Source organism: Luteimonas terricola (assembly GCF_004352845.1).
GTDB lineage: Bacteria > Pseudomonadota > Gammaproteobacteria > Xanthomonadales > Xanthomonadaceae > Luteimonas > Luteimonas terricola.
This window is the reverse complement of sequence record NZ_SJRX01000002.1, coordinates 452,579-467,344: the sequence shown is the minus strand read 5'-3', so window position 1 is coordinate 467,344 and position 14,766 is coordinate 452,579. Positions and strand designations below refer to the sequence as shown.

General features: G+C 72.5%; 15 protein-coding genes and 1 pseudogene. 10 read left to right on the top strand and 6 right to left on the bottom strand.

Translation table 11 applies throughout. The annotated features are described in order from the left end of the window. Positions 1-20 precede the first annotated feature (20 nt). On the bottom strand, positions 21-1,046 hold the full coding sequence (locus E2169_RS06855; protein WP_132986012.1) for a chorismate transformation FkbO/Hyg5 family protein: 1,026 nt from the start codon (positions 1,044-1,046) through the stop codon (positions 21-23). 67 nt (positions 1,047-1,113) lie between these two features. Here E2169_RS06855 and E2169_RS06850 point away from each other — a divergent pair, with 67 nt between their 5' ends. The 10 genes and pseudogenes from E2169_RS06850 to E2169_RS06805 all read left to right on the top strand — a co-directional run bounded on the left by E2169_RS06850 (position 1,114) and on the right by E2169_RS06805 (position 8,942). Beyond that, positions 1,114-1,380 carry a phosphopantetheine-binding protein gene (locus tag E2169_RS06850; RefSeq protein WP_132985860.1) on the top strand — a complete coding sequence of 89 codons (267 nt, stop codon included), beginning with the start codon at positions 1,114-1,116 and terminating at the stop codon, positions 1,378-1,380. A 20-nt stretch (positions 1,381-1,400) separates the two neighbouring features. Further along, the gene (locus E2169_RS06845; RefSeq protein WP_132985859.1) at positions 1,401-2,084 is read left to right on the top strand and encodes a ketosynthase; all 684 of its coding nucleotides are present in this window, start codon (positions 1,401-1,403) and stop codon (positions 2,082-2,084) included. A 60-nt stretch (positions 2,085-2,144) separates the two neighbouring features. After that, entirely contained in the window at positions 2,145-2,900 is a 756-nt protein-coding gene (locus tag E2169_RS06840; protein WP_132986011.1) for a lysophospholipid acyltransferase family protein, read from the top strand. A gap of 18 nt (positions 2,901-2,918) precedes the next feature. Further along, on the top strand, positions 2,919-3,197 hold the full coding sequence (locus E2169_RS06835) for an ApeI family dehydratase (RefSeq protein WP_132985858.1): 279 nt from the start codon (positions 2,919-2,921) through the stop codon (positions 3,195-3,197). Continuing rightward, positions 3,194-4,156: pseudogene (locus E2169_RS06830) on the top strand (lysophospholipid acyltransferase family protein); the annotation flags it as partial. The gene E2169_RS06835 and the pseudogene E2169_RS06830, both read left to right, overlap by 4 nt. 34 nt (positions 4,157-4,190) lie before the next feature. Next, complete coding sequence (locus tag E2169_RS06825; protein WP_132986010.1) at positions 4,191-4,829, top strand: LolA-related protein; 639 nt, start codon at positions 4,191-4,193, stop codon at positions 4,827-4,829. Continuing rightward, positions 4,826-7,162, top strand: coding sequence for an MMPL family transporter (locus E2169_RS06820; protein WP_132985856.1), 2,337 nt, complete (start codon positions 4,826-4,828; stop codon positions 7,160-7,162). The genes E2169_RS06825 and E2169_RS06820 overlap by 4 nt, the downstream gene beginning before the upstream one ends. Continuing rightward, the gene (locus E2169_RS06815) at positions 7,159-7,605 is read left to right on the top strand and encodes a hotdog family protein (RefSeq protein ID WP_132985855.1); all 447 of its coding nucleotides are present in this window, start codon (positions 7,159-7,161) and stop codon (positions 7,603-7,605) included. Before E2169_RS06820 ends, E2169_RS06815 begins: the two co-directional genes overlap by 4 nt. Positions 7,606-7,612: 7 nt before the next feature. Beyond that, complete coding sequence (fabG, locus tag E2169_RS06810; protein ID WP_132985854.1) at positions 7,613-8,353, top strand: 3-oxoacyl-ACP reductase FabG; 741 nt, start codon at positions 7,613-7,615, stop codon at positions 8,351-8,353. Positions 8,354-8,459: 106 nt separating this feature from the next. After that, on the top strand, positions 8,460-8,942 hold the full coding sequence (locus tag E2169_RS06805; RefSeq protein WP_132985853.1) for a hypothetical protein: 483 nt from the start codon (positions 8,460-8,462) through the stop codon (positions 8,940-8,942). 28 nt (positions 8,943-8,970) lie between these two features. On the opposite strand, the gene E2169_RS06800 is transcribed toward E2169_RS06805, so the two are convergent. Genes E2169_RS06800 through E2169_RS06780 form a run of 5 tightly spaced genes read right to left on the bottom strand, consistent with a single transcriptional unit; the run spans position 8,971 to position 14,706 of the window. Further along, positions 8,971-10,242, bottom strand: a complete 1,272-nt coding sequence (locus E2169_RS06800) for a cation:proton antiporter (protein WP_132985852.1) — start codon at positions 10,240-10,242, stop codon at positions 8,971-8,973. 19 nt (positions 10,243-10,261) lie between these two features. Further along, complete coding sequence (locus E2169_RS06795) at positions 10,262-11,884, bottom strand: NAD(P)/FAD-dependent oxidoreductase (RefSeq protein ID WP_132985851.1); 1,623 nt, start codon at positions 11,882-11,884, stop codon at positions 10,262-10,264. After that, positions 11,884-12,723 carry a glycosyltransferase family 2 protein gene (locus E2169_RS06790; protein WP_132985850.1) on the bottom strand — a complete coding sequence of 280 codons (840 nt, stop codon included), beginning with the start codon at positions 12,721-12,723 and terminating at the stop codon, positions 11,884-11,886. The genes E2169_RS06795 and E2169_RS06790 overlap by 1 nt, the downstream gene beginning before the upstream one ends. Next, complete coding sequence (locus E2169_RS06785; protein WP_132985849.1) at positions 12,716-13,513, bottom strand: beta-ketoacyl synthase chain length factor; 798 nt, start codon at positions 13,511-13,513, stop codon at positions 12,716-12,718. The genes E2169_RS06790 and E2169_RS06785 overlap by 8 nt, the downstream gene beginning before the upstream one ends. Continuing rightward, the gene (locus tag E2169_RS06780) at positions 13,510-14,706 is read right to left on the bottom strand and encodes a beta-ketoacyl-[acyl-carrier-protein] synthase family protein (RefSeq protein ID WP_132986009.1); all 1,197 of its coding nucleotides are present in this window, start codon (positions 14,704-14,706) and stop codon (positions 13,510-13,512) included. Before E2169_RS06780 ends, E2169_RS06785 begins: the two co-directional genes overlap by 4 nt. Positions 14,707-14,766 lie beyond the last annotated feature (60 nt).

Here is a 14,766-nt window from a genome sequence, read left to right as displayed (position 1 = left end):
CCGCATTCTACGTCGGGACCTCAGGCGGCGAGGTTGCCTTGGGAGCCAGGCCTGCCGTGCACGCCGTCGATCTCGACGGCGAGCTCGCGGCGGCAGATCGCGGCGTGCAGGATTATCCGCGGCACGGCATCGCCGAAGCGGCGGTCGAGCGCGTCCGCGACCAGCGGCAGGTCGTGGCGGTCGCGCACGTAGACCTTGAGCCGGGTGCCGGGACCGAAGTGGGGTGGCAGCGACGGATCGTGCACGCGCGCGGCGCCCACCAGGGCATCGAAGTTGGTGAACGTCTCGTCCAGCTGCGCCAGCAGTTCGCCGTCGTGCATCGAGGCGTGGCCGACCACGGCCGCGGTGCCGGAGAGCAGCAGCGGCATCGAGCTGCCCGGCGGCGGCAACATGGCGCGCGCGAAGCTCGGCGACTGCGGGCCGTACTGGCGCGGGTAGCGGTAGGCGCTGACCTGGCGCGGGTTTTCCACCGGCGTGCCGGGCGCGGCCGAGGCCAGCCAGTACACCTGCACCACGCGCTCGCCGTCGCAGCGGCCGATGGCGGTGGCGGCAGGCAGGGCCTGCACGTCGAAGCTGCCAAGCCCGCGCGCGCGGCCGACGCAGAATGCGCGGTAGCGCTCGTCGTCGCCGGCGCCCAGGGTGATGTCGTCGACGTAGTTCCAGATGCGCAGCAGGTGGGGCGTGCGGCTGCTGGCGGTGAAGGCCGCCAGCCGCGCGTACGCCCGTCGCGCCGCTTCCTGGATGCCGCCGACACCCTCGTGGATCTCGATCACGCCGAACAGCAGCTGGCCGTCGCTGGCCCAGCGCACGCCGTCGTCGCGGCCCCGGACCACCGGCGCGTTGCCATGCCAGACCTCGAACCACGCCGGGCCGTGCGGTTCCAGCGGGATGCGCAGGTAGCGGGGGTCGGGCAGCGCGGCGGGTGCATCGGCACCGAAGCCGAAGGCGGCGAGCACGTCGTCGCCGGCGAGCAGCACAGCCGGCGCGGTCGAGTCGACGTAGTCGACCTGGAGCCGCGGCGAAGTGTCTTCCATGGGGTTGTGCATTTCGCGGCGCGTGGTGGCCATGCGATCATCCGGGGACGCGAATGATAGCCGCAACGGAAGCCAGACCATGTCCAGCCAGTCCCCCGCCGAACGCGAACTCGCCCAGCTGCTGGTCGAGGCACTGAGCCTCGACGATGTCGATCCGGCGTCCATCGACCCCGAGGCGGCCCTGTTCAACGCCGGCCTGGGCCTGGACTCGATCGACGCCCTGGAACTGGCGCTGGCGGTCGGCAAGCGCTATGGCTTCCAGCTGCGCTCGGACAGCGAGGAGAACCGCCGCATCTTCGCCTCGCTGCGCGCGCTGTCGACGCACGTCGAAGCCCACCGCGCCTGACGGCGCCCCCGGTGCCGGCCATGGGCCTGGCCCTGACCTTGGCGATGGCGGTGGCTTATGCCGCGCTCGCGCACATGGCCAGCGCCACCCTCGATGACCGCTATGCCTACGCGGCCCTGCTCGCGCTGGTGGCGATGATGCTTGCCGCAGGCCTGGTGGCGCGCCGCGCCTGGGCCTGGGTGGCGCTGCCGCTGTCGCTGCTCGCTTGCCACCTGCTGTACGCGGCCGGCCATGCCGGGTTGCCGCTGCTGCTGGCGCCGGTGGTGTTCGTGGCTGCCATCGCCTGGCTGTTCGCGCGCAGCCTGCGGGCGCCGCGCGGGGCCCTGATCACGCGCATCGTCGCCGCGCTCGACGGCAGCACCCCGGACACGCTGGCGCCGGAGCTGGTGTCCTACAGCCGCGGCCTCACGGCCGGCTGGGCCGCTGCGCTGGGCGTGCTCGGGCTGGCCAACCTGGCGCTGGCGATGGTCGCCGAGCCCGGCGGCCTGCTGTCCAGCCTGGGCCTGCGCGCACCGCTCACGATCACCCGCGAGCAGTGGTCGCTGTTCGCCAACATCCTGAACTACGGCATCGTCGGTGGCTTTTTCGCCATCGAGTTCGCGTGGCGCAAGCACCGCTTCCCGGGCCGCCACGGCAGTTTCGTGGGCTTCCTGCGCCAGATGGCGAACCTGGGCCCTGCGTTCTGGCGCGACTTCCTCCGCTGAACGGGCGGTTTGGCCGCGGCCATTGGGTATGCTTTGCCGATGCAGCAGCGCGTCGACAACATGGATGTGGCCGAACCGGCCGCGCAGCGCTTGGCCTGGGGCCTGCACAACGCACTCGGCTTCGTCTTCATGGTGGCCTGGACAGTCGGCTGGATCTGCCTCGCGTTGCTGCTGCTGTTGGTGACCCGGCGCCGCGACCTGGCCCTGCGCATGGCCGCGCGCTGCTGGGCGCCGGCGCTGCTGGCCGGCACCGCCGCACGCCTGGTGGTGGAGGGCGCCGACGCCATCGACTGGTCGCGGCCGCGGCTGCTGGTGTCCAACCACCAGTCGATCATCGACATCTGCGCGCTGTTCCGCGCGGTGCCCGTGCCGCTGCATTTCCTGCTCAAGCGGGAGATGACCCGGGTGCCCTTCGTGGGCTGGTATGCGCGTGCCTGCGGCATGCTGTTCATCGAACGCGACAACCCGCGCGCGGGTGCCCGCCTGCGTCGTGAAGCCGCCGCGCTGCTGCGCGAAGGCAGCACGCTGTGCCTGTTCCCGGAAGGCACGCGCAGCCGCACCGGCGTGGTGGCGCCGTTCAAGGGCGGCACCTTCCAGTCGGCGATCGACGCCGGGGTCGACGTGTTGCCGGTGGCGATCGATGGCGCCGGCGCGGTGCTGCCGGCCGGTGGCTTCCGCGCCCGCCCGGGCGTGATCCGCGTGCGCTTCGGGACGCCGCTGCCGACATCCGGCTGCGGTTCGGGGGCGGGTGCCCGCCAGGCGCTGGCCGATGCCGCCCATGCCTCGGTGGTGGCGCTGCTGCGCCGCCAGGACTGAGGGCGGGTGCGCGGCCCCATGGAGTTCGTCGTCGAGCACGGCCACCCTTGCCTGCCGGGGCATTTCCCGGGCCGCCCGCTGGTGCCCGGTGTCGTGGTCCTCGACCACGTGCTGGCGGCCATTGAAGCCGTGCACGGGCCCCTGGGTCCGCTGCGCCTGCCGCAGGTGAAGTTCGCAAACCCCTTGCTGCCCGGCGAGGCCGCGTCCATCGAGATCGAAGGCGCGGCGCCGCGCTGGCGCTTCCGCGTGTTGCGCGGCGTGACCCTGGTCGCCTCGGGCGAGGTGGCGCTGGCATGAGCGGCGACTGGAAGCAGCGCCGCGAGGGTGGCGCATGGTTCGCGCTCTGGCTGCTGCGCGGCTTCAGCCTGCGCGGCGGACGTGGCCTGGCGCGGCTGCTGCTGTATCCGATCACGGCGTACTACCTGCTCCGCCGCGGCGAAGAGCGGCGCGATTCCCGCGCCTACCTGTCGCGCGCACTCGGCCGACCCGCGCGCCTGGCCGACATCGCGCGCCACATCCACACCTTCGCCGCGACCATCCTCGACCGCGTGTTCCTGCTTGGCGGCGACATGCGCCGCTTCGACATCAGGGTCAGCGGCCTGGAGTCGCTGCACGCGGCGCTCGACCGTCGCCAGGGCGTGCTGGTGTTCGGCTCCCACCTGGGCAGCTTTGAAGTGCTGCGCGTGCTTGGCCGCCAGCGCCCGGAGCAGGAGATCCGCGTGGTCCTGGACAAGGCGCACAGCCCGGCGGTCACCCAACTGCTGGACGCGCTCAATCCCGGGATCGCGGCCTCGGTGATCGATGCCTCGCAAGACGGGCCCGGAATCATGTTCGAGATCCAGAAAGCCGCCTCGGACGGTGCGCTGGTGGCGCTGCTGGTCGATCGCACGCAGCCGGGCGAGGCCTCGGTCGCGGTGCCGATCCTCGGCGACGATGCGCGGTTCCCGGTGACGCCGTGGCTGCTGGCTTCGGTGCTGCAGGTCCCGGTGCAGCTCGCCTTCGGCCTGTACCGCGGCGGCAACCGCTACGATCTCGTGTTCGAGCCGTTCAGCGACGGCGTCGCGATCCCGCGGCGCGAGCGCGCGGCGGCGGTGCCCGCGCTCATCCGCCGTTACGCGGAGCGCCTCGAACATCACATGCGCGATGCGCCGTTCAACTGGTTCAACTTCTATGATTTCTGGGGCGACCGTGAGCACAGCCGAAGCCAGCAAGACGCCATCCCGCACCAGTCGCCGCCCCCGGCGCCCGAAGCGGACGGGCCGTCACCGCGCGACCAGGGGCCCGGGCCGGATCCTGGCCGTCCTGGTCCTGCTGCTGGCGGCGACCGCGCTGCCGCTGGCCGCGCAGCCGGCGGCGGTCGATAGCGCCTGGATCCTGCAGCGACTGGCGCGGCCCGCGCCGGTGAGCACGCCGTTCGTGGAGTTGCGCGGTTCGGCGATGTTGAAAGCGCCGCTGCGCATCGAAGGCGAGTACGCGCGTCCCGACGACGACACCCTGGTGCGCGAGGTGCGCGTGCCCTATGCCGAGACCACCACCATCCGCGACGGCGAGGCCAGCATCGCCCGCGGCAGAAGCACGCGCAGCTTCGCGCTGTCGCGTGCGCCCGAGCTTGCGGGGCTGCAGGCCAGCTTCGGCGCCCTGCTGGCCGGCGACGCCGCGGCGCTCGAGCGCGACTACCGCATCGAATCCCGCGGCCGCCGCGAGGACTGGACCCTGGTGCTGGTGCCGCGCGACGCGGCGTTGGCCGCCAGCGTCCGCGACATCACCCTGCGCGGCCGTGGCGCCGAACTGCGCTGCATCGAGACCCGGCCCACCGAGGGCGACCTGCAGCGCACCCTGCTCGCTGGCGCCGCGCGCGCCGCGGTGGCCGCCGGCGAAGGCGCCGACTATGAGGCCCTGTGCCGCGACCTCGGCGCCGCGGCGCAATGACGCCCGCGTGGCGCACCGCGCTGGCGTTGCTGTGGCTGGCGGCGCTGCTGGTCGCGGGCTGGGCGATCGGCCAGCGGCTCGAACTCAGCGGTGACCTGCGCCGCTTCATGCCCGAGCCGCGCACGCCGGCGCAGACGCTGCTGGTCGACGAGCTGGGCGACGGTCCGGGCTCGCGCCTGCTGCTGGTGTCGCTGTCGGGCGCATCGCCCGAGGCCCTGGCCGGGCAGTCGCGCGCCCTGGCCGGAGCGCTGGCCGCGAATCCCGACTTCGAGTTCATCGCCAACGGCGCCGACGCGGGACTCGAAGCCGTGCCGGAATCCCTGCGTCCCTATCGCTACCTGCTGTCGTCCACGCTCGACCACCGGCGCCTGGACGCCGACTATCTCGGCGAACAGCTCGACGAGCGCCTGCAGGACCTGGGCTCGCCGATGGCGGGTCTGGTGGAGCCCTTGCTGCCCGCCGACCCGACGCTGGAGATGCTCGCGCTGGCCGAGGCCTGGCAGCCGAAGGTCGCGCCGCAGCGCCTGCACGGGGTGTGGTTCGACGCCGCGGGCGGCGAGGCCCTGCTGCTGGCGCAGACGCGCGCGGCCGGCTTCGATCCCACCGCCCAGCAGCGTGCCTACGACGCGCTGCAGTCAGCCTTCGCCGACGCCGCCGGCGACAGCGGCGCGCGGCTGCAGATGGCCGGCCCGGGCGCGTTCTCGGTCGAGATCGGCGGCCGCACCGCGCGCGAGGCGCAGTGGATCGGCGCCATCGACAGCATCGGCCTGGTCCTGCTGCTGCTGCTCGCCTACCGCAGCTGGCGCGCGCCGCTGATGGGCGTGCTGCCGCTGGCCACCGCGGGACTCGCCGGACTGGGCGCGGTGGCGCTGGCGTTCGAGGCCGTGCACGGCATCACCGTCGCCTTCGGCTTCACCCTGATCGGCGTGGTCCAGGACTATCCCATCCACTTCCTCAGCCAGCAGCGCGCCGGCATCAGCCCGCGCGACAACGTGCGCGCGCTGTGGCCGGCGCTGGTGACCGGCGTGGTGGCCACCTGCATCGCCTACCTCACCTTCCTGTTCTCCGGCGTGGATGGCTTGCGCCAGCTGGCGGTGTTCACGATCTCCGCGCTGGCGGCGGCCGCGCTGGCCACGCGCTTCGGGCTGCCGCCGCTGGTGGATCCGGCGCCGCGCGACCTGGCCGAGTCCCCGCGGCTGCAGGCGCTGTGGCGCGGCATCCAGCGCCTGCCCCGGCCGCGCTGGTCGCTGCTGCTGCTCGCGGCCGGCTGCCTGGTGGTGCTGGCCACCGCGCGCGGTCCGTTCTGGGAAAACGACCTGTCGAAGCTGACCCCCGTGCCGGCCGAGGGCATGGAACTCGACGCGCGCCTGCGGCAGGCCCTGGGCGCGCCGGACGTGCGCTACCTGCTGGTGCTGCGCGGCGCCGACGCCGATGCCGCGCTGGCCGCGACCGAAGCCCTGCATCCGCGGCTGGATGCGCTCGTGGCGGAAGGCGCGCTGGGCGGCTACGACAGCGCCGCGCGCTACCTGCCGTCGGCTGCCACCCAGCGCGCGCGGCAGCAGGCGCTGCCCACGCCCCAGGCCTTGCGCGCGGCCATGGCCGAAGCGCTCGCGGACTCGCCGTTCCGCGAGGACGCCTTCGCACCCTTCCTCGCCGATGTCGAGCGCGCGCGCACGGCCGACCCGCTGCGGCCGGCGGACCTTGCCGGCACGCCGCTGGCCGCCACCGTCGAGGGCCTGCTGCTGCAAAGCGACGGCTCGACGGCGGAAGGCGCCATTGCGCTGGTGTCGCTGAGCAGCCTGGAGGACGTCGATGCGGTGGCGCGAGCGGCGTCGGAAGCCGGCGGCGAACTGCTGGACATGAAGGCGGCGTCCGAGTCGCTGGTCGTCGAATACCGCGGGCGCGTGCTGGCCGCGCTGGCGGTCGCCGCGCTGCTGCTGGCGGCCACGGTGTGGATCGCGCTGCGTACGCCCGGCCGCGTCGCGCGCGTGCTGCTGCCGATGGCGCTGACCACGCTGGTGGTGCTTGCGGTGCTGCGCGGCTTCGGCGTCGAGCTGAACCTGTTCCACCTGGTCGCGCTGATCCTGGCCGCGGGCCTCGGCCTGGACTACGCGCTGTTCTTCGAACACGCCGGCGACCGCCGCGCCGACCAGGTGCGCACCCTGCACGCGGTGCTGGTCTGCAGCCTGATGACCCTGCTGGTGTTCAGCCTGCTGGCGCTGTCCTCGATCCCGGTGCTGCGCGCGATCGGCAGCACGGTGGCGATCGGGGTGCTGTCGAACTTTGTCCTGGCGCTGCTCGTCTCCCGGCACGACGCTGGCGACACCTTATGATCCCCCGCCAGGACATCTTCGACCTCATCCCGCACCAGCACGCCATGTGCCTCTGGGACGAGGTGGTCGAGTGGGACGCCAGCCGCATCCGTCTGCGCGCCCACAACCACCGCGATCCGACCCACCCGCTGCGCAGCAACGGCCGGCTCCGTGCCGTGCACCTGTGCGAGTACGGCGCCCAGGCCATGGCCGTGCATGGCGGCCTGCGCGGACGCGACTCCGGCGAGGCGGTGCGCCCGGGCATGCTGGTCGCGCTGCGCGGCGTCGACCTGCGGGTGGCGCGCATCGACGACCTGCCGGGCGTGCTGGAAGGCGAGGCCGAAGTGCTGATGGAGGGCGGGTCCAGCCAGCAGTACGCCTTCCGCATCCATCATGCCGGCGTGCTGCTTGCCGAGGGCCGCGCAGCGGTGGTGCTCGCCGACGCGCCGCCGATGCCGCGATAATCGGCGCATGAGCGAACACTCCCATGCACTCCGCCGCGCCCTGGTCACCGGTGGCAGCGGTGACCTCGGCGGGGCGATCTGCCGCCAGCTGGCCGCCGACGGTTTCCACGTCATCGTCCATGCCAACGGCAACCTCGCGCGTGCCGACGCGGTGGTGGTCGACATCACCACCGCCGGCGGCAGCGCGGAGGCGGTGGCGTTCGACGTCGCCGACGGCGAAGCCGCGGGCGCGGCCATCGCCGCGCTGCTGGAGGCCGGTCCGGTGCAGGTCGTGGTCAACAACGCCGGCATCCACGACGACGCGCCCATGGCCGGCATGTCCGCAACCCAGTGGCGGCGCGTCATCGACGTCTCCCTGCATGGTTTCTTCAACGTCACCCAGCCGCTGCTGCTGCCGATGGCGCGCACGCGCTGGGGCCGGATCGTCAGCGTGTCCAGCGTGGCCGCGGTGCTCGGCAACCGCGGCCAGGCCAACTACGCGGCGGCCAAGTCGGCACTGCACGGCGCCTCGAAATCGCTCGCGCGCGAGATGGCCAGCCGCGGCATCACAGTGAACGTGGTCGCGCCGGGCGTCGTCGCCGGGCGCATGGCCGAAGCCGCGTTCCCGCCCGAGGTGGTGAAGCAGATGGTGCCGGCGGGTCGCGCGGGCACGCCGGACGAGGTGGCGGCGGTGGTGCGCTTCCTGTGTTCGGATGCCGCCGCCTACGTCACCGGCCAGGTGATCGGCGTCAACGGCGGCATGGCCTGAACGCAACCCGGACACCACGCGCAGCCGGCATGGCCAGGGGCGGCTGGTGACACCGGATTCATCGGGATGGGAGGATGATCGGCAACCAATCGTCCAAGGTGCCGCCATGAATCCCACCCGCATGCTTCGTATCGCCGCCGCCAGCGCCGTGCTGCTGCTGGCGGGCTGCGCCAGCTCGCACATCCTCACCGGCACGCCGCGGCCGCCGATCGATCCGGCGCAGGTGCGCGTCTACTATGGCTCGCCCGGCGTCCCCTACGAGGAAGTGGCCCTGCTCGAGACCTCCAGCGGTGCGTTCACCTATGGCGAGCAGAACAAGGCCGACTCGGTGATGCGCAAGCTGCGCGAAGAAGCCGCTTCGCTGGGCGCCAACGGCATCCTGTTCCAGGGCACGGCCGACGGCTATGGCGGCGGTGGCGTCAGCATCGGCGCCGGCACGGGGCGCTTCGGCGGCCGCAGCTATACCAGCGGCGGTGTCGGCGTGAACATCAGTCCGCGACAGAAGCACGGCCGCGGCGTGGCGATCCACCTGGCCAACCCGCCGCCGGAACATGCGCCGCCGCCGGTGGCGGAGCAGCCGCTCGACTGAGTCGCGGGCTCCGGACTGGCCGGCGCACTCAGCCGCCGCGCTGTGCGGGCGGCTCGCCGGCAGGTACGGTGCCCAGCGCCTGCGCCGCGCGCCGGCCCAGCGACAGCGACACCAGCGGTCCGGTCATGACCGTGGTCAGGATCGCCATCACCAGCAGCATGGTGAAGAGGTCCTGGCCGATGATCCCGGCGTCCAGGCCGACCTTGATCACGATCAGCTCCATCAGCGCGCGTGCGTTCATCAGCGATCCGACCGCGAAGCTCTCGCGCCAGCCGAGGCCCGACAGCCGCGCGCCGGCCGCACCGCCGGCGACCTTGCCCACCACCGCGACCGCCAGGATCAGCAGCATCGCGCCCAGCGCCGCGCCGGTGAAGGCGTCGCGGGTGGTGCTGAGCCCGGCCAGCGCGAAGAAGATCGGCATCAGCACCACGATGGCGAGGTATTCCACGCGTTCGATCAGCGATCCCAGCAAGCGATCGTCGCGCGGCAGGCAGGCGCCGAAGAGGAATGCGCCGAACACCGCGTGCACGCCCAGCCATTCGGTGGCCGCCGCGCAGGCGAAGGCACCGATCAGCAGCGCCGCGAGCACCATCAGCGATGGCACGCCGTCGGCGGCGTGGGTGCGCAGCAGCCAGGCATAGAGCGGTCGCAGCAGGACGAACACCACCGCCGCCAGGATCGCCAGGCCCGCGATGGTGCGGAGGAAGCCGCCATGGCCGTCGCCCGCGCCGACCAGCGCCACCACAAGTGCCAGCATGATCCACGCGAGCACGTCGGCGATCGCGGCGCCGCCGAGCGCCAGGCGCCCCAGCGGCGTATGGGTCATGCCGCGCTCCTTGAGGATGCGGGCCAGGATCGGAAACGCGGTGATCGACATGGCCGCGGCCATGAACAGCGCGAATGGCGCCAGTGCCACGCCGTCGGGCGCGTACGGATGCAGCAGGGGCGACGCCGCGAAGCCCAGCGCCATCGGCACCAGCACGCTGGCCACGCCGACCAGGCCAGCCGACCTGAGCTGCGCCTTCACGCCGTCGGGCGCGCGCAACTCGACCCCGACGATGAACATGAACAGCACCAGGCCCAGTTCGGCCAGCGAAGCCAGCCCGGGCAGCGACTCCGGCGCGAACACCGTCGCGTGGAACCCCGGGAACCAGGCGCCGAACACGATCGGCCCCAGGAGCAGGCCCGCGGCCATTTCGCCGATCACCGGCGGCTGGCCGACATGGCGCAGCAGAAGCCCGCAGGCGCGCGCGGTGAGCAGGATGATGACGAGCTGCAGCAGCAGGGGACTGTGATGCATCGAAGTCCTTTGCCAGCGGTCAGGCGGCGGTGTACCAGGCCGCGCCGAGCGAAGGTTCTGGCGCGGTGAGACCGGCCGGGAGTGCGGCAAGGCCATGGTCGCCGATGGCCGGATGCGCGTCGCGCGCGCGGGCGAGGATCTCGACCGCCAGCGCCTCCATGCGCCCGACGTTGTCGGCGATGCGCGCGTCGAAGGCCGCATCGTCGAGCTGGTCGCGCAGCGCGCGGTTGAGCTCGTGGAACCAGTGGATTCCGTGCTGGTCGAGCGCGCGTCCCTGGCCGTCCGGCGTCGAGCCCGCGGCTGCCGCATTGCGTTCGCCCCATTCGCGCAGCAGGGGCTGCATGGCGGCGTTGAGTCCGCTGCCACGCTCGAACAGCGGCTGCAGGCGCCTGTACATGGCGACGTCGGTGATGCGGCCGGTGAAGAACACCGGTGCCAGCAGCGCCCAGTAGAACGTGTAGTCCCAGATCACCTTGACCGGCAGGACCTGTTCGTCGCCGAACAGCGGGTACTGGTCCTGGTAGAGCGTCATCGTGTTCTCGTAGAACGAGAAGTACAGCTGCTCGTACAGCCTTGCATACGGTGCGAACGGGGTGCCGGCGCGGTCGCGTGCGATCAGGTCGCTGACCTGGGAGTTGGAGATCGCGATGAAATCGCTGCCCGGCGAATAGAACGGATCCATGAACAGGCCGGCCTCGCCGGTCAGCGCCCAGCGCTCGCCGTACACGTGGCGGCAGCCGTGCGAAAAATGGCGCAGGAAGCGGAAATCCTTCACCGCGTGGCCTTCGAGCGCGGAGGCCACGCGCGGCTGGTGCCGGCGCAGCCAGTCCATGGCCTTGTCGTGGGTGTTCATGCCTTCCAGCGGGTGCAGCTTCGCGTCGCAGACGATCCCCAGCGAGTGCGCGCCCGAGGCCAGCGGGATCATCCAGAACCAGTAGCCGGTGCCGCACATGTGGTTGGTCGAGCGCCAGCGGTCGGGCGGCGTGCAGCGCGCGCGCCAGGCGGCGTCGTCGGACCAGTCGTTGGGATCGAGGATGCCTTCCACCCGCCACCAGGCGGCGTTGGCGTCGTGGTCGTTGGCTTCGGCCAGGCCCAGCTGGCGCTTCAACAGCCCGGCACGACCGCTTGCGTCGACCACCCAGCGCGCGGCGAGCGTGCCTTGCACGTCTTCGCGCGACCAGGTGACGCGGTGGTCGTCGCCGCCTTCGCCGAGCTCCACGCCGCGCACCATGCTGCCGTCGCGGAAGTCGATGCCCGCTGCCTGCGCGCGCTCGCCGAGCATGTTCTCGAAGCGGCCGCGGTCGATCTGCCAGGACGGCGTGGGCAGCAGGTGGCTGACGCCGATCTCGGTGCAGCGGTCGATGTCGCTGCGGCCATCGGAGAAGAAGAAGCGGAAGCCGAACTTGCGGATCTGCTCCTGGTCGAGGTGCTCGCGCAGGCCGAGCACCTCGGCGAAGTAGTGGGCACCGACTTCGACGGTGGACTCGCCGACCTTGAAAGCCGCCTCTGGAGCCGGGTGCGCGTGACGCTCGAATACCACGATGGTGATGGATGGATCGGCCTTGCGCAGCTGCAGCGCGAGGGTCAGGCCCGCCAGCCCGCCTCCAAGGATCGCGACATCGACGCGTCGTGCACTGTCCATCAGCCGTGGCCTCCCTTGGCCTTCTCGATGCGACCCCCCGCGTCCACGGTAGCGGATCCTCCGCTGCAGTCGTCGATGACCGGCGGACAGCGACGCGCGCGAGCGTATTCAGCGGCCATGTCGCCGTGGCCCCGGACCTGGCCCACCACGTGCGAAGTGATCGCCCAGAGGTCGCGGAACAGGCGGAAGTGGCTCTTGCGGAACTCGAGGCCGGGCCCGGAGCCGGCGTAGCGGGTTTCGATCGGCACCGCGACCACGCCGGCGCCGGCCTGGCGCGCGGCCGAGATCAGCATCTGCGCCTCGAACACGAAGCCTTCGCCCGGCACGTCCGGCAGGGTGAACACCTCGCGTGGATACAGGCGCTGCCCGCTCTGGCTGTCGACCAGGCGGAAGCCGCAGGCCCAGCCGATGCCCCAGTCGCCGAAGTCGTTGCCCAGGCGCCGGTGCGGCGGCTGCGAGGCGCGCTTGCGCAGGCGTGCGCCCACGATCACGCAGCCGGGATGGCGGTTGGCCGCGGCGATCAGTCGCGGGATGTCCCCCGCGTCATGCTGGCCGTCGCCGTCCATCGTGACCACCGCGCGCGCGCCCAGGCGGGCGGCCTCGGCGAAGCCGTCGCGCAGGGCCGCACCCTTGCCCATGCGCCGTGGGTGGCGGACCACCCGTGCCGGAAGGTCGGCGATGCGGGCGACGGTGTCGTCGTCGGAGCCGTCGTCGACCACGATCACCGTCGGCGCCTGCGCCAGCGCGCCCTCGACCACGCCGCGGATGTGCAGCGACTCGTTGAGCGCGGGGATCACCACCGCGACGTCTTCGCGGCGCAGCGGAACGGACTCAGCCATGTGCGAGCTCCACGCGGAGCGTGCGACCGTGGCCGGCGTGCAGGAGCGCGAGGTCGCTGCGACCGGCCAGTGCGTCGAACAGCGGCAGCATGGGCGCCATCGCGTTGGCCGCGCCAAGGCGGGCCAGCGCGCCGTGTCGCGTTGGCGCGTTACCGTCGACCAGGGTTGCGCGCAGCAGCACGCCGTTGCGGTTGCCATCGCCACGGCGCTCGCAGCGGGCCAGTACCAGCGCGCCGCCCAGCAGGCCGCTGCTGTGCGACACGGTGCCCAGCGGGCCCGTGCCGGCGGTGTCGTACGCAGCCAGCAATACCGCCTCGTCGCCGCAGGCCAGCTGCGCCAGCGCTTCCAGCAGGCCCTGGGCGAAGCTGGCGCGGTGCGCGCTCAGCGCCGTGGCCGGGCGCAGGCAGCCGGCACCGATGGTCCAGTAGCCGGCGGCGGCGTTGTGCACCGAGTTGTGGAACTTCGTCGGCGAGATCGCGCTCGGGTCGTCGGCCAGCGTCGCGCACATGTAATCGGTGATCGCGAGGTCGCCGTGGGTGGAGGCGAAGACCGAAGGCAGCGTCGCGGGGTCGCGGGCGGCGGCCTCGCAGGCGGCCAGCGCGACGTCCAGCGCCACCGCCACCGAGGGCGGCGCGCGGCGGCGCTCGTTCGGCGCCAGCAGTCGCGGCGACGGCTTGCCGCGCTCGCCCGGGGGCGAGCCCCTGGACACGTGGCCGACCGCAGCCTGCCAGGACGGCAGTCCGTCGGCCCAGAAGCCGACGCCCTCGATGCAGGCGGTGAGCGTGTTCATGCGCGCCCGAACACCAGGCTGGCGTTGTTGCCGCCGAAGCCGAAGGAGTTGTTCATCGCGTAGCGGATCGCGGTGTCCTCCGCGTTGCTGAAGCGGATCTGCGGACCGCAGGCAGCGTCCGGGGTCTCGCTGTGCAGGATGCCCGGCAGCAGGCCGTGTTCGAGCGCGACCAGCGCGAAGACCGATTCAACGATCCCGGCGGCACCCAGCGTGTGTCCGGTCCAGCCCTTGGTGGAGCTGGCATGCAGCGTGTCCGGGAACATCGCCGCCACGGCGGCGGCCTCGACCGCGTCGTTGGCCGGCGTGGAGGTGCCGTGCAGGTTGAGGTAGCCGACCTCGGCCGAAGTGATCCCCGCCCGCGCCAGCGCGTCGCGCATCGCGAGCGTCGCGCCCAGGCCTTCGGGATGCGGCGCGGACATGTGGTGGGCGTCGCTGGATTCGCCGTAGCCGCGCAGGCGCAGGCCGTGGCTGCCGGGCGCGACGCGTTCGAGCATGGCAAAGCCGCCGGCCTCGCCGAGCGACAGGCCGTCGCGGTCGCGGTCGAACGGTCGGCACGGATCGACCGACACCAGGCCCAGCGAATTGAAGCCGAACAGCACGCTGCCGCAGAGGGTGTCGACGCCGCCCACGAGCGCCGCATCGACCAGGCCGGCATGGATCAGCCGTGCCGCCTGCGCGAAGACCTTGGCGCTCGACGAGCAGGCCGTGGCCACGGTCATGCAGGGGCCGCGCAAACCGGTGGCGGCCTGCACGAAGTCGCCCAGCGAATGCGGGGTGTGCACGATCGGCCGCGCGAGGTCGGCGGGGAAGGCGGGTGCGCCGTCGGCACCGGGAACCAGGCGCGAGTAGGCCTCTTCGCTGGCACCGATGCTCGAGGTCGAGGTGCCGATCACCACCGCGACGCGTTCCGCGCCGTGGCGCACGCGCGCGACGTCGATGGCATCCATCAATCCGTCGTTCTGCAGCGCCATCCACGCCAGGCGGTTGTTGCGGCAGTCCCACTGCGCGAAGGCCGCTGGCAGCGCCTCGTCCTCGAGGCCGTCGACGCGACCGATCCAGGCCGGCAGCGGGTCGGGTCCGAAGTCGTTCGACCGCAGGCCACCACGGCGCGCGCGCAGCGCCTCGACCTGTGCGTCCCGGCCGCGGCCGAGGGCGGTGGTGGCGGTGTAGGCGGTGATCGCCAGGGCCGGCATGGGCAGGGGTGGCGACGGCAGCGATGACGGCAAGGCGCGGGTCCGACGGGGAAAGGAGGC

Bases quoted from the DNA above. Each gene is read 5' to 3' on its own strand.
- fabG (WP_132985854.1), top strand. From the start codon at position 7,613: ATGAGCGAACACTCCCATGCACTCCGCCGCGCCCTGGTCACCGGTGGC.
- E2169_RS06805 (WP_132985853.1), top strand. From the start codon at position 8,460: ATGAATCCCACCCGCATGCTTCGTATCGCCGCCGCCAGCGCCGTGCTG.
- E2169_RS06845 (WP_132985859.1), top strand. From the start codon at position 1,401: ATGGGCCTGGCCCTGACCTTGGCGATGGCGGTGGCTTATGCCGCGCTC.
- E2169_RS06835 (WP_132985858.1), top strand. From the start codon at position 2,919: ATGGAGTTCGTCGTCGAGCACGGCCACCCTTGCCTGCCGGGGCATTTC.
- E2169_RS06820 (WP_132985856.1), top strand. From the start codon at position 4,826: ATGACGCCCGCGTGGCGCACCGCGCTGGCGTTGCTGTGGCTGGCGGCG.
- E2169_RS06780 (WP_132986009.1), bottom strand. From the start codon at position 14,706: ATGCCGGCCCTGGCGATCACCGCCTACACCGCCACCACCGCCCTCGGC.
- E2169_RS06790 (WP_132985850.1), bottom strand. From the start codon at position 12,723: ATGGCTGAGTCCGTTCCGCTGCGCCGCGAAGACGTCGCGGTGGTGATC.
- E2169_RS06800 (WP_132985852.1), bottom strand. From the start codon at position 10,242: ATGCATCACAGTCCCCTGCTGCTGCAGCTCGTCATCATCCTGCTCACC.
- E2169_RS06795 (WP_132985851.1), bottom strand. From the start codon at position 11,884: ATGGACAGTGCACGACGCGTCGATGTCGCGATCCTTGGAGGCGGGCTG.
- E2169_RS06785 (WP_132985849.1), bottom strand. From the start codon at position 13,513: ATGAACACGCTCACCGCCTGCATCGAGGGCGTCGGCTTCTGGGCCGAC.
- E2169_RS06850 (WP_132985860.1), top strand. From the start codon at position 1,114: ATGTCCAGCCAGTCCCCCGCCGAACGCGAACTCGCCCAGCTGCTGGTC.
- E2169_RS06815 (WP_132985855.1), top strand. From the start codon at position 7,159: ATGATCCCCCGCCAGGACATCTTCGACCTCATCCCGCACCAGCACGCC.
- E2169_RS06840 (WP_132986011.1), top strand. From the start codon at position 2,145: ATGGATGTGGCCGAACCGGCCGCGCAGCGCTTGGCCTGGGGCCTGCAC.
- E2169_RS06855 (WP_132986012.1), bottom strand. From the start codon at position 1,046: ATGCACAACCCCATGGAAGACACTTCGCCGCGGCTCCAGGTCGACTAC.